Source organism: Vibrio tritonius (assembly GCF_001547935.1).
Lineage (GTDB): Bacteria > Pseudomonadota > Gammaproteobacteria > Enterobacterales > Vibrionaceae > Vibrio > Vibrio tritonius.
Map to the genome: position 1 here is coordinate 1,861,677 of NZ_AP014635.1, position 12,972 is coordinate 1,874,648.

The window sequence follows — 12,972 nt, forward strand, 5'->3', positions numbered from 1 at the left end:
TTCCGTGCTAGCAAAGATTTCAAAGTAAGCAGAAAAAACACGTTTAAAAGGTTGTTTATGACTAATGTAAAGATGTGTCTTTTCTTTGTCGTTTTTATTAGCAGTGGTACGGATAGTCCATTTGCTTGGCAATCTTAATTCGCGCATCCTTTCCGGCTAATCGCTCAACCAGAAATAATCCCAAATCAATAGAAGACGACACTCCCCTTCCGGTCACTACATCACCTTCATCCACTATGCGGCTATCATGTACAGTTTTGCAGTACGGTGCTAACTCTTCGAATGCGTTAGGGTGCGTGGTTGCGCACTTATCAAAAAGAAAGCCAGCAGCTCCTAATAAAAGAGCACCAGTACAAACCGAAACCTTTAACTTTGCAGACTGACTTGTTCTTAACCATTCAATAAATCCACTATCGTATTGAAGAGTGCGAGTTCCAAATCCACCAGGGACGTAAATCAAATCGTACCCTGCCAATGACATACCAACCTTGGTGGGAATAAAAGCGAGCCCCTTATCATCAGCAATGTCTTGTGTATACGAGCACATATCCCATTCTAAATCAGGCAAAATATTCATAGATTTTAAACGAGTGATCGCATCATAAGCACCGATAAGATCTAATGCTGTCATTTGATTAAAAATGATAAAGGCAACTTTCATAGATATATCCTTTAATCTTGAAATAAACACACGTCATTGGCGTTATCTACTTGCTCAAATCCTGTTACAGCGGCTAAGGCATCGATACGTCTGGCTTAGTTGAGGTCTGATGATGTTGTATTGCTTAATCGTTGGGAAATAGTCCGCCTTTCCAACACCATATACAACTCATATCATAAATAATGTATGTTCATCATCTATCAATCTGATTTCAAAGTGATAAGACTCTTCAGACTGACAAAAAGCACCTAAATAACTTACCTTCAGCGCAAATTCTTTGGCTTCCCCCCTCTAACTCCCCCCTGGTTTGGCGACATCGTCAAACGGGATTTTATTGCAGGGGGGAGAACGGGGTTTGCGCTTGGGGTATAAACACCGAGAGGAAATCAGCAAGGCAGAGTGTGTAATCAAAAGTCAGGACTAGGCTCGTCATCATAGTGAAAGCATACAGCTGAGCATTCGAACAACCGTTTCGTAAGCTCTATTACAACCTCACCATTACCGCGTCGCCATTGATTGTTTCCTTTGTGATCGGCGGCTTTGAAACGCTAGGATTACTTACCGAAAAAGGCCACTGGCACTCCACTTTCAGCGATTGGGTAATGAGCGCCAACGACCAACTCGGCGATATCGGCTTCTGGATTGTAGGCATTATGATCGCCTGTTGGGTAGTGTCGCTGTTGAACTATCGATTGCGCGGGTATCATAGGTTGGTGGGGTGAATAAGCACTTTCCGTTGAAATTTACTGATGGAAATAAGAAGTTAAATTCGGGCCAAATTGATGGTGTTAAACGTTATTTTAATATGCAAGAACAAGCTATTGAACTTGGTCTGTAATCTCTTGAATCGACTCTAAAGGACTATCACCATGTACTTTTATTGTAACGTGTAAAATGCTAACCGGAGATATATCGGAACGCCATTATTGATATTAAAACGATTAATCGAGATTTTTAATACAATTATCACGAGAAAGAAAAACAAGCCAAATATAATTAAAATAAAGGTATTAAAAAAGAAAAATAAATAAATTATGCCTAAGTAATGGATGGCAATAAAGTTGTATCATATAGTCTAAGGTGATATTTAAAATTAGAAACACCAACAATCCTTCAAACAAGATTTATAGCATTTCTAATTCAAAAAATTCAGTTGACTGATTGTTGTAAAAATAATTGGCCTTTTATCAATAATTAATAAAGTTTGGATTAATTTACCTAGATGATTTAGGGGATAAATAATGAACACTCTCCAATTGGATAACATTAATTCTCTTTCCAAATATTTAACCGTAAACTAATTAAATTCACTCACATTGCCATCCACTACAACCTTCATAGTAACTGTATAATTTTCAACTCTAGCTTTAATATTTACTACACCTCTTGATATTGCTGAAATTTTGCATCCACTGACTGAATCTTCTAATAATACTATTTCATTTGCATTTTTTCCCTTTGTTATTGATGTTGGTAATAATTCTAAACATTTTGGTCTCATGTAGCCTTTATATCCATCTGAATATTTCAAAAGTATGTTAGGAAAATCCTTAGACGTTTGACCATTTTCTATAGAAGAATATATCCCCATAGTATCAAAATTAATACGTACACTCATCAGTTTAGATTTAACATGAGTGTGATCAATATCAATAATATTTGATTTGTAACTTTTTCCGTTTATAAATGCTATTGCGTAGAATTTTGTAGTTCCAATCAATAATTTATTTGAATTAATTTCAAAAGCATATGGCTTATAGGTATCTATATAATCAAATCCACTATTAGTCGATAGGAACCTAACTATAACACCATCTGGTATTTTTCCTCCGTCATTATCTATCAATAGGTTAATCTTTACCACTTCATTGTATGAATACGTTTTCTTTTCTGATTCCAGATTTAGAGAAATAGCATTTGAATAACAACTTATAAAAACCATTATAAATAAAATATGTTTTTTCATTTAATATCAATCCACTGATAACGAGGGTCAAGTCTCGCATTTTGATAATCATAACTTTCCGTAGGGCAATCCTATACTAACAAGGTATTCATTAACGATATCGCTAACTTGAAATGTGTAATTCTGTGCGATCGAACATCTCAAATTAAGCAGAAAACACGTTTAAAAGGTTGTTTATGACTAATTTAAAGATATGTGTTTTCTTTATTGTGTTTGTTAGCAGTGGTACGGATAGTCCATTTGCTTGGCAATCTTAATTCGCGCATCCTTTCCGGCTAGTCTTCAACCAGACTAACTCCCCTCTAGTTTGGCTACATCATCAAACAGGATTAGGCACAGTTCCGGTATTAGTGTTAAAAATAGCAACGCTAAATACAAAAATACACCACCTGATAGCAGGTGGTGTAGCGTATTTATCTACAAGGCGGATATTTAGCCTGAATGAATTTCACCATCAGTATGCCCGCAGGGAAATCTTTGAACTTTTGTTGCGCCGGCTGACGTACCCAATCGTACATTTCATCAAACTTTTGCCCCAAGTTCAGTTGGTTATATTGATCATGGCAGTATGACTCAATGGCTGCCGAGGACAACCCCGCTTCAACGCCCCAGAAAAATAGCCTGCCAGAATCGGGATCACCCTTGGAGAGATCCACCCACTGCCCGAATGTCACGCCTATCGCCGACGATGAAAATGATGCAGAACATAGTGATAGCAATAGAACAAACTTAACCAATTTTGAATAAATTTTCATAACAACCTTAACAAAACCTATTTAACTAATTTTTATATTTCAATTACCAGATGAGGAATTAGTATTAATATTCTTCAGGGTTATTAAAAGTAAACGAGTTGCATAGCAAGCGTCAATTACATAATTTAAATTCAATCAGTTAAATACAAGGCAAGCAGAAAACACACCAACATAATAAGACTCTTCGAAAGCCCCAAAATATCTTACCTACAGCGCAAATTCTCTAGCTTCCCCCTCTAACTCCCCCCTGGTTTGGCTACATCGTCTAACGGGATTTTATTGCAGGGGGGAGAACGGGTTTTGCGCTTGGGTTGTAAACACTGAGAGTAAATCAGCAAGATCCCCTGCTTGTTCATCCAACCATAAGGTTCTAGTGACAGTAAGGTCGATTAGCAGGACAGACACCTCAATCAACGGTCAAAGACAACAGACGCCAATTTATAAATTCGATCTAAGATTTCTCTCTTCAAATCCAACCGTGCTGGCTTTTCTTACCAATCAGCGATTTATTTCTGGTTGGAAAAGGGTTATAGATTAAGCACATGAGTTAGTTCACCAGCAAGTTCGATTATGCCTTTAGATTTTTCAGCTTCAATTTGGATTGCCCTCGCCTTGGCGATCATTTCGGTTTTTGTTCGTAAAAATGGCGTCGCCTTGGGTTTACTGGGTGTTGTGTTGGTTTTGGCTGTGCTCTTTGAGCGCCTTACGCTATCAACGGGATTGGGGGTTGGCGTCATACTGTTAGGTGCATGGAAACTGGGTCACCTCGCGCCGCGCTATGCGGTGCCCAGCGCTATATTGGTGATTGTTTGCTGTCTCGCCTTATTTCCCCATCATGTTCCCGGATTTCATAACCTGCTTGTGCTCGATAAGGTGATAACAGGGCCACAAAGCCGACCTTTCACCATGTATTTAAACCTCGATAAACCTTTGGCACTGTTTATTTTGCTATTGGCTTATCCCCAAATTCTTGGTCAACGCGCAGCGCCTAACCTCAGAGCTATCGCGCTCACTGCCCTTTTGCTCTTCTGTTTACTGCCGATTGCGGTATGGTTAGGCGCGCTTAAATATGAATTCTCATTGCCAACATGGTGGTGGCTCTTTGCCATCAATAACTTACTGTTTACGTGCGTGGCTGAAGAAGCGTTGTTCCGCGGCTACCTGCAACAGCAACTTTGCAGCAAATTGGGGTTAGTCGCAGGCATTGGTATCGCTAGTATTCTGTTTGGACTTGCCCACTTTGCCGGAGGACCACTATTTGTGATATTCGCAGCCTTAGCCGGCCTCGGCTATGGCTTGATTTTCTATTGGTCACAACGCTTATGGGCAGCAACTCTGGCACACTTTGCTTTTAACTTTCTGCACTTGGTGTTTTTCACCTACCCGATTGCGATCGGTTAGCACTTCTAGAATTACGTACAAACTTTACAACGTGTACATTGTACACCACCGCATTTATTGCTCAGTTTAATTAACGAAGAAAAAGCCAAACTAAAGCAACTTGTTCTATTAATCAAAGGAGAGGGAAAATGAGCATTTTTAACGAACTTCAAGCCTCCCTTGAAGAAGCTGTAGATATTAGACAAGGTAGAAAAAGCCGGCTCGCGTTACCCGTTACAACGTCGCTGATGTCAAAGCAATTCGTGAGGATTTGCTCAAAGTCACGCAAGCTGAATTCGCAGCAACAATGGGTGTGAGTGTCGATACTATAAAAAGCTGGGAAAGCAAGCGCCGTAATCCAGCAGGACTTGCAGCTAAAGTGCTAGCGACAATAAAAGATAACCCTCAAATCTATTCATCTCTGGCTGCACACTAGTCGTAGCCATGTGAAAAATAACTGATTGTTCGGACCCGAAAGGAGCGCTGCATTTAATTGATGCAGTGCTCCTTTTTATAATGCGCGAACAGTACACACACTTAAAAACTATGAGCGAATACGTTCTCTCTGAAACAGCATCTTTAGGTTACTTGAGTATTAAAGCTCAAAGATAGTTTTCGCTGTTGGGATATCTAAACACAAGAATTAAAAGTTAGGCTTATATTCAAAAGCACTTGCGGCCTTACTATCAAAAAACTCTTTAATATATTTTTTTCTCGTTAGGATAGCATTAACCAGATTATTGGGGAAAACCTGAATACCGGTATTAAAATGCTGAACATTTGAGTTGTAAATTCGAATTGCTGCCCCAACATTTTCTTCTTGCTCACTGATTTCCTGCATCAGAGAGCTATAAATATCGGTAGCTTTTAATTCTGGATAAGCTTCAAAGGTCGCGGTTAAGCCACCTGTCAATGAGTGTGTTGCACTTCGTACCTGTTTCAATAGGTCTGTATTAAACTCTTCGTCTTTACCACTGATATTGGTAAGTGCAGTACGTAACTGGGTGATATTCTTCTGAAGTGAAGATTCAAACTGTTTATACTCCTCACACAACTCAGTTAAGCGCGGTAAAATATTATCTTTTTGACGTTCTTGTGCAATGATATCAGACCAAGCTTGTTTCGCACGGTTATACCTACCAACAATGTCATTGTGAACACCGACTACAAACACCACAAAAACAATGATAATGGCCAAAATGATCAACATATTGCTTCCTTATTTTGTGAAATTATTATCCCAATGTCGAATTAAATCATCGTGCAAATCGAGCAACGGATATAACTCATATAGAGAGGTTTTTCCGGATAATTCCTCGTAAAACTCATTCGGTTTCGACAACCCATACTGAGTTTCTTCTGTGTTAAGTACATCCTTTTTAAAACTAATACACATTAAGCCATTATTTGAAATTTCAATGTTTAAACCGGTATAACGTCGGCTATATCTCATTAATAATTCCATCACCGCTGGTTTTAATAACTTCGCAGCCTCATGATCTGAATTAGCACCAATGTGAAAACGCTCACTAAATTCGGTGTATGATGGGCTGTAGGTAACTGGGTTACCTACGCTACCATCAGTCATCACCGCAAGACCTGCGCCATACTCACAATCAAACACCAGTCCGTATCGGTAATGGTGGCACTCAACAGTCTCCGTGACTCTTTCTCCATCTGCATTCGTGCGATTGCGCTTTTCTTTGACGGTATAATAAAATTTATAATAGTGAAAACTATGGCTGTTACCTTCCATAGAATGGTACAGTTTAGCTATTCCACGCTTATCGGTACTAATACCTCTGCGAAATTCACGAAATTGAGAAATCAGCTCGTTAGATAACGAACATTTAGAATTAATTTCTTCTATAAGATTATCAAGCAAGAAATCCCGTTGAAACAGTTTCTTGCTCAGCTCATTCATGGGTGCTGCACGTAAAGCTATAACTATCAACGGAATAATGAACAGCGCTAAAAAGATGGCATAAATAAGGTAGCGATCAGCTGGAAAAACAAAAATAATCTCAAAATACTGCAATGCCAAAAATATCAAACCACCAAAAAAACCAAGTGCCATTAGCCGACGCATAGCACGATGATCATAATACAACTCACCGTCGAAATCTTTGGCTAGTTGCACTAAAGAAAGTATATCATCATGACTGGTAATGTTTTTCTCTCGTTCAGTCATAACTTTAATCAATTGAGTTAGTTTCTCGTTATGAGTCATACAGTTCACACTTTAGTTAAAACCTATCTTGCATCTTTGCGGCATAGTAATAGGTCGATAAAATAAAGAAAAGTCGCGATTACATCTACTCAAACTATGACTGAGTTTTCTGGAGCAAGTTGGCGTTTTCATAGCTTGCTATACATTTTCTTTCATTCAATTTTTCTAACTTTTTCCTAAAATTACCAGGATACACATCATAAGTGCCAATGTGACAACTTCGCACCGCTCTCAATTACTTTTTAAATATCAATAAGATAAGCATTAATCAACAAAAGATAGTGCGGTAAGAAATTAAGCAGGACACACATCTTAAATGCCAAAGTGACAATTTCACACTTATTTCAATTACTTTATAAATATCAATAGAATAAGTATTGATCAGCGAAAAATAGTGCGGTGTATAACATAACCTTCAGCGTAAATTCTTTGGCTTCCCCCCTCTAACTCCCCCTGGTTTGGCTGCCTCGTCAAACGGAATTCCATTGCAGGGGGAGGATCGGTTTTGCACTTGGGGTATGCCTCGAAGGCTACAATTGGCTGCGCATTTAGTTACAAGAGAACTGCTGAGCTAAAAAGGACAGCCACTCTAAAATGACTTAACTACTTTATAAATATCAATAACATAAGCATTAAGTAACGAAAAATAGTGCGGTGTATAACATAACCTTCAGCGCATATTCTTTAGCTTCCCCCCTCTAACTCCCCCCTGGTTTGGCTGCCTCGTCAAACGGGATTTCATTGCAGGGGGGAGGACCGGTTTTGCATTTGGGGTATGTTCCGGAGGCTAAAATTGCCCTCGCATTTAGTTAAAAGAGAACTGCTGAGCTAAAAAGGACAGTCACTCTAAAAAAACTTAACTACTTTATAAATATCAATGACATAAATCTTGAGTAACCAACAGTTAAAAACGATATGCAGGACAGACACCTCAATCAAAGGTCAAAGACAACAGACACTAATTTATAAACTCGAAGCAAGATTTCCCTCTTCAAATCCAACCTTGCTGGCTTTTCTTACCAATCAGCGATTTATTTCTGGTTGAAAAAGGGTTATAGATTAAGCACATGAGATAGTTCACCAGCAAATTCGATTATGCCTTTAGATTATTCAGCTTCAATTTGGATTGCCCTCGCCTTGGCGATCGTTTCTGTTTTTGTTCGTAAAAATGGCGTCGCCTTCGGGTTACTGGGTGTTGCGTTGGTTTTGGCAGTGCTCTTTGAGCGCCTTACGCTATCAACGGGATTGGGGGTTGGCGTCATACTGTTAGGCGCATGGAAACTGGGTCACCTCGCGCCGCGCTATGCAGTGCCCAGCGCTATATTGGTGATTGTTTGTTGTCTCGCCTTATTTACCCATCACGTACCCGGATTTCATAACCTGCTTGTGCTCGATAAGGTGGTAACAGGGCCTCACAGCCAACCTTTCACCATGTATTTAAACCTCGATAAACCTTTGGCACTGTTTATCTTGCTATTGGCTTATCCCAAAATTCTTGGTCAACACGGAATACCTAACCTCAGAGCTATCGCGCTCACTGTCATTTCTCTCTTCTGTTTACTGCCGATTGCGGTATGGTTAGGTGCACTTAAATATGAATTCTCATTGCCAACATGGTGGTGGCTCTTTGCAATCAATAACTTGCTGTTTACGTGCGTGGCTGAAGAAGCATTGTTCCGCGGCTACCTGCAACAACAACTTTGTCGCAAATTGGGGTTAGTCGCAGGCATTGGTATCGCTAGCATTCTGTTTGGACTTGTCCACTTTGCCGGAGGACCACTATTTGTGGTATTTGCAGCCTTAGCTGGCCTCGGTTATGGATTGATTTTCTATTGGTCACAACGCTTATGGGCAGCAACACTGGCACACTTTGCTTTTAACTTTCTGCACTTGGTGTTTTTCACCTACCCGATTGCGATCGGTTAATGCGCCGTTTATGAGAAGAATTTGTGTATCACTGAATAATTGCGTTGTCGTTTGGGTCACAGAGCACTAGGGCTAGCGTTATCTGCTAGCCCTGTCGAATTGCAGTTTAATGACAATGATAAGGTTTAGAGCCAGCATGACATCCATTCTTGTCAGTGCCACCAGAATGAGCGATTGCTGGCGAAGACATGATTAAAGCGATAAAGAGTAAACCAAGTGACTTTTTCATAGAGATCCTTTTACCAATTAGTTGTTTGTAAGCGTTATTCACAACTGTTTTCGAAAATAAAAATCCAGTTGCATATTAGCTATAGCGGCACTTGGAATGTATGAGCCAACTTCTTAATAACTTTATTGTCAGCATTGTGCGTATAATCACTATTAATATGAAACCAATACAATCATTACTAATGATTATACATTTAACGTAAAACTCGATAGGTACATAACAGCGCGCTGATTCTTTAGCTTCCCCCCTGATTTGGCTACATCGTCAAACGGGATTTTATTGCAGGGGGAGAACGGAATTTGTGCTTATTGGATGTTCAGTTGACTAAGGTTGGCAGCCAGGGCGACCGCATGAGTGTTTAATTTTTGCTCACTGAGTTTAAACCAGCATTAAGGACAGCTTCCAACATCGATGTATTCATCATGCAGCGTTTTTGTTTTCCCACAATGCTCAGTTTGGTTGGCTCAGAGCGCAACATATTTAGACTAATATGACGTAAGCAAGAGAGATTCTCTGCTCCGTGGTCCTTGTAAACCTGACAAGCATCCTCGGCCATGGTGACATCTAAAACCCAATGCATTGACTCTATGCCCCAATGCTCTCTCACTGCATTTGCTGCTTGCTCTGCACTTAGCTGCTTTGAACTAATGTAGTAACGATATTCAAGCTCTGCTGTTTTGCCTTTTGGATAACGGAAATTTTCTACCATCACAATAGATTTTAGTCCCTTCCAACGTGAGAAATTGCCATCGAGAGCTTCACTATTTAATACGTATGCTTGACGAACTTCTATACGACCGTGACCTTGTTCAACCTTTATGCGCTCTGGCGTTGTTGCACGTTGAGTGGCAAAAACGGCTTCAATGGCTTTACGTAATTTACCTTGGTTATTTTTGACCGCAAGTAAGTAATCTGCCCCTTGTCCGACGATTGTTTTCGCTATCTCGGTTTGACATGCCATTGCATCGATAGTGACCAAAGCACCTTTAATATCGAGCAGTTTTATAAGCTCAGGTATCGCTGTGATTTCATTGCTTTTCTGTTCTGTTTTAAGTTGTCCAAGGACTAACTTGTTTGAAGAGGCATACGCACTAATCATGTGGATAGTGCTAGCACGGTCATCTCTGTTGTACGAACCTCGAAGCGTCTTGCCATCAATAGCAACGATTTGACCATCCGTTAATGAATACACCGCTGACATCCAGTTAATAAAGCAGGTGTGAAACGAGTCTGGGTCAATTCTCGATAGGATGCGGGCTATCGTATCATCGACAGGAATATCATTAATAAACATACCATTACGCTTAAACCAATCATGATGACCAAGAATGTATTCTCGAATATCAAACCACCCTTTTGCTCCAGCGATAACGGCACATAAAGAGCCAAACAATACCTCAAATAAACAATAAGTTACCTTGGCAGATTGGCGTTCATCTGTGACTGCGTGGAAATACTCTTTAAACTCGTCAATGTGCATGATGGGAAGCGCTCTAATTTTAAAAGAGCGTATATGATCACAGGTAAATATGATCGTCAACTCGATCATTTCAATCGTTCAAAAAACGTTCGCGATCTTACCCTGGGTTGGCAGCGCATGTCCTAGCAATTTTACAGTTCATTCATAGTCATTCTTCGATTAACGCCAAAATGCAAAAAATTGCATCAAGTTTACCTAAGAGTTAGTTGTCTTTTATCTACTGACTCTTTTACTGCTCTTTAAAATCATTTTATAAATCGCAGTTAAGGATTAAATATTGATGTCATAGCTTAAATGAATCTGTGATTCACAAGCCTTAATATTTATACATAACCCGAAAGTTGATAGACCGAAAACAAAAATGTAGGGATTGCAATTACAGAAAAAGCGAATAATGCGCATCCATTATTAAGTTGCCGAGCTCGTGCTTCACTTTCAATTTTGACTTCCTGATTGTATAACGCCGCAAAATTATCTCTTCGAACTCGGATATCCTCTAATGAAGCTATTGCTTCGCTTTCCGATTCTAAAGGTAACTTCTCAGTGACCAATGCCAGTTCTGCGGTATATGAGTGGACAGAATAACGATAATTTCCTGAGCGAAAGGTCTCTTTTTCATATTTCAGACTTAATATGGCATTCGCTCCGACCTTGTCAGCCAATCCTCTCAAGTGCTTTTTGGCATCTTCCAAATCTTCAAAAAATCGAGTTGCGATGGTAGCTTGATAAACAACATCCCCATATTTAGGTTTACTTGCTTTTGTGATAAAGAAGTCAACTGGCTTGGATGCAAAAAATACTGAAGAAATCGACACCTTTTTAGCAGATAATCCCTTCGGGGTGGGACAAGGCTCAAATTCAACCATAATACCTTTAACAAGCTTTGATTCGTCACTTTTATTAACTAAGCCAGAAGCATGCAAAAAGTAACTTTCACCATCCTCGCCGTTAACGAAACCATATTTTTTACTGGTGACATAGGAAACTAGTCGTCCTTTCACAAAAAACCTCAACCATTACTTGCAGAAAATCATGTAGTTATATCAAATATTGACACTCAATACATTCATAATTTCAATTAATAGGATGAGTTCTGTACTTAAGGTATGTTCAGTTGGCTAAATTAGCCGCACATTTATTTAAACAGAAATTAAGCAGGACACACATCATAAATGTCAAAGTAGCAATTTCACACTTATCTCAATTACTTTATAAATATCAATAATATAAGCCTGAGTAACGAAAAATAGTGCGGTGTATAACATAACCTTCAGGGCAAATTCTTTGGCTTCCCCCCTCTAACTCCCCCCTGGTTTGGCTGCCTCGTCAAACGGGATTTCATTGCAGGGGGGAGGACCGGTTTTGCACTTGGTGTATGTTCCGGAAGCTAAAATTGGCTGCGCATTTAGTTAAAAGAGAACTACTCAGCCAAAAAGTGAGCTAAAAAGGACAGTCACTCTAAAATGACTTAACTACTTTATCAATATCAATAACATAACTATTGAGTAACGAAAAATAGTGCGGTGTATAACATAACCTTCAGCGCAATTTCTTGGCTTCCCCCCTCTAACTCCCCCCTGGTTTGGCTGCCTCGTCAAACGGGATTTCATTGCAGGGGGGAGGACCGGTTTTGCACTTAGTGTATGTTCCGGAGGCTACAATTGGCCTCGCATTTAGTTAAAAGAGAACTGCTCAGCCAAAAAGGACAGCCACTCTAAAATGACTTAACTATTTTATAAATATCAATAACATAAGTCTTAAATAACAAAAGATAGTGCGGTGTATAACATAACCTTCAGCGCAATTTCTTTGGCTTCCCTCCTCTAACTCCCCCCTGGTTTGGCTGCCTCGTCAAACAGGATTTCATTGCAGGGGGGAGGATCGGTTTTGCACTTGGTGTATGTTCCGTAGGCTACAATTGGCCTCGCATTTAGTTAAAAGAGAACTGCTCAGCCAAAAAGTGAGCTAAAAAGGACAGTCACTCTAAAATGACTTAACTACTTTATAAATATCAATAATATAAGCCTGAGTAACGAAAGATAGTGCGGTGTATAACATAACCTTCAGCGCAATTTCTTTGGCTTCCCCCCTCTAACTCCCCCCTGGTTTGGCTGCCTCGTCAAACGGGATTTCATTCCAGGGGGGAGGACCGGTTTTGCACTTGGGGTATGCCTCGGAGGCTACAATTGGCTGCGCATTTAGTTACAAGAGAATTGCTGAGCTAAAAAGGACAGTCACTCTAAAATGACTTAACTACTTTATAAATATCAATAACATAAGCCTTAAATAACAAAAGATAGTGCGGTGTATAACATAACCTTCAGCGCATATTCTTTGGCTTCCCC

12 protein-coding genes are annotated in these 12,972 nt (G+C 39.7%); 4 read left to right on the forward strand and 8 right to left on the reverse strand.

Going from position 1 to position 12,972, the window contains the following annotated elements; all coding sequences use genetic code 11:
- Positions 1-97: 97 nt before the first annotated feature.
- Entirely contained in the window at positions 98-661 is a 564-nt protein-coding gene (locus JCM16456_RS08170) for a DJ-1/PfpI family protein (protein WP_068713748.1), read from the reverse strand.
- A gap of 512 nt (positions 662-1,173) precedes the next feature.
- Here JCM16456_RS08170 and JCM16456_RS24450 point away from each other — a divergent pair.
- Positions 1,174-1,383, forward strand: a complete 210-nt coding sequence (locus JCM16456_RS24450) for a HoxN/HupN/NixA family nickel/cobalt transporter (RefSeq protein ID WP_408068367.1) — start codon at positions 1,174-1,176, stop codon at positions 1,381-1,383.
- 575 nt (positions 1,384-1,958) lie between these two features.
- On the opposite strand, the gene JCM16456_RS08175 is transcribed toward JCM16456_RS24450, so the two are convergent.
- On the reverse strand, positions 1,959-2,627 hold the full coding sequence (locus JCM16456_RS08175; protein ID WP_068713749.1) for a hypothetical protein: 669 nt from the start codon (positions 2,625-2,627) through the stop codon (positions 1,959-1,961).
- Positions 2,628-3,040: 413 nt separating this feature from the next.
- The gene (locus tag JCM16456_RS08180; protein ID WP_068713750.1) at positions 3,041-3,382 is read right to left on the reverse strand and encodes a hypothetical protein; all 342 of its coding nucleotides are present in this window, start codon (positions 3,380-3,382) and stop codon (positions 3,041-3,043) included.
- A 570-nt stretch (positions 3,383-3,952) separates the two neighbouring features.
- Here JCM16456_RS08180 and JCM16456_RS08185 point away from each other — a divergent pair.
- Together JCM16456_RS08185 and nadS are read left to right on the forward strand one after the other, a co-directional pair.
- Positions 3,953-4,783, forward strand: coding sequence for a CPBP family intramembrane glutamic endopeptidase (locus tag JCM16456_RS08185; RefSeq protein WP_068713751.1), 831 nt, complete (start codon positions 3,953-3,955; stop codon positions 4,781-4,783).
- Between the two features lie 250 nt (positions 4,784-5,033).
- A complete protein-coding gene (gene nadS / locus JCM16456_RS24170) occupies positions 5,034-5,198 on the forward strand; it encodes a NadS family protein (RefSeq protein WP_231894395.1) in 165 nt (54 codons plus the stop codon).
- A gap of 207 nt (positions 5,199-5,405) precedes the next feature.
- On the opposite strand, the gene JCM16456_RS08190 is transcribed toward nadS, so the two are convergent.
- Positions 5,406-5,972, reverse strand: a complete 567-nt coding sequence (locus JCM16456_RS08190) for a LemA family protein (protein WP_068713752.1) — start codon at positions 5,970-5,972, stop codon at positions 5,406-5,408.
- Positions 5,973-5,981: 9 nt separating this feature from the next.
- Complete coding sequence (locus tag JCM16456_RS08195; protein WP_162266531.1) at positions 5,982-6,953, reverse strand: DUF3137 domain-containing protein; 972 nt, start codon at positions 6,951-6,953, stop codon at positions 5,982-5,984.
- Between the two features lie 1,134 nt (positions 6,954-8,087).
- Here JCM16456_RS08195 and JCM16456_RS08200 point away from each other — a divergent pair.
- On the forward strand, positions 8,088-8,918 hold the full coding sequence (locus tag JCM16456_RS08200; protein WP_068713754.1) for a CPBP family intramembrane glutamic endopeptidase: 831 nt from the start codon (positions 8,088-8,090) through the stop codon (positions 8,916-8,918).
- Between the two features lie 106 nt (positions 8,919-9,024).
- On the opposite strand, the gene JCM16456_RS23640 is transcribed toward JCM16456_RS08200, so the two are convergent.
- From JCM16456_RS23640 to JCM16456_RS23280, 3 genes are all read right to left on the reverse strand, one after another.
- A complete protein-coding gene (locus tag JCM16456_RS23640; RefSeq protein ID WP_156430482.1) occupies positions 9,025-9,147 on the reverse strand; it encodes a YHYH domain-containing protein in 123 nt (40 codons plus the stop codon).
- A gap of 358 nt (positions 9,148-9,505) precedes the next feature.
- Positions 9,506-10,627 carry an ISAs1 family transposase gene (locus JCM16456_RS08205; RefSeq protein ID WP_068713755.1) on the reverse strand — a complete coding sequence of 374 codons (1,122 nt, stop codon included), beginning with the start codon at positions 10,625-10,627 and terminating at the stop codon, positions 9,506-9,508.
- A 323-nt stretch (positions 10,628-10,950) separates the two neighbouring features.
- Positions 10,951-11,628 carry a cold-shock protein gene (locus JCM16456_RS23280; protein ID WP_162266532.1) on the reverse strand — a complete coding sequence of 226 codons (678 nt, stop codon included), beginning with the start codon at positions 11,626-11,628 and terminating at the stop codon, positions 10,951-10,953.
- Positions 11,629-12,972 lie beyond the last annotated feature (1,344 nt).

Excerpts from the sequence above, each read along its gene's own strand:
- JCM16456_RS08205 (WP_068713755.1), bottom strand. The coding sequence starts at position 10,627 with ATGCACATTGACGAGTTTAAAGAGTATTTCCACGCAGTCACAGATGAA.
- JCM16456_RS08185 (WP_068713751.1), top strand. The coding sequence starts at position 3,953 with ATGCCTTTAGATTTTTCAGCTTCAATTTGGATTGCCCTCGCCTTGGCG.
- JCM16456_RS08170 (WP_068713748.1), bottom strand. The coding sequence starts at position 661 with ATGAAAGTTGCCTTTATCATTTTTAATCAAATGACAGCATTAGATCTT.
- JCM16456_RS08195 (WP_162266531.1), bottom strand. The coding sequence starts at position 6,953 with ATGACTGAACGAGAGAAAAACATTACCAGTCATGATGATATACTTTCT.
- JCM16456_RS08190 (WP_068713752.1), bottom strand. The coding sequence starts at position 5,972 with ATGTTGATCATTTTGGCCATTATCATTGTTTTTGTGGTGTTTGTAGTC.
- JCM16456_RS08200 (WP_068713754.1), top strand. The coding sequence starts at position 8,088 with ATGCCTTTAGATTATTCAGCTTCAATTTGGATTGCCCTCGCCTTGGCG.
- JCM16456_RS08175 (WP_068713749.1), bottom strand. The coding sequence starts at position 2,627 with ATGAAAAAACATATTTTATTTATAATGGTTTTTATAAGTTGTTATTCA.
- JCM16456_RS23640 (WP_156430482.1), bottom strand. The coding sequence starts at position 9,147 with ATGAAAAAGTCACTTGGTTTACTCTTTATCGCTTTAATCATGTCTTCG.
- JCM16456_RS08180 (WP_068713750.1), bottom strand. The coding sequence starts at position 3,382 with ATGAAAATTTATTCAAAATTGGTTAAGTTTGTTCTATTGCTATCACTA.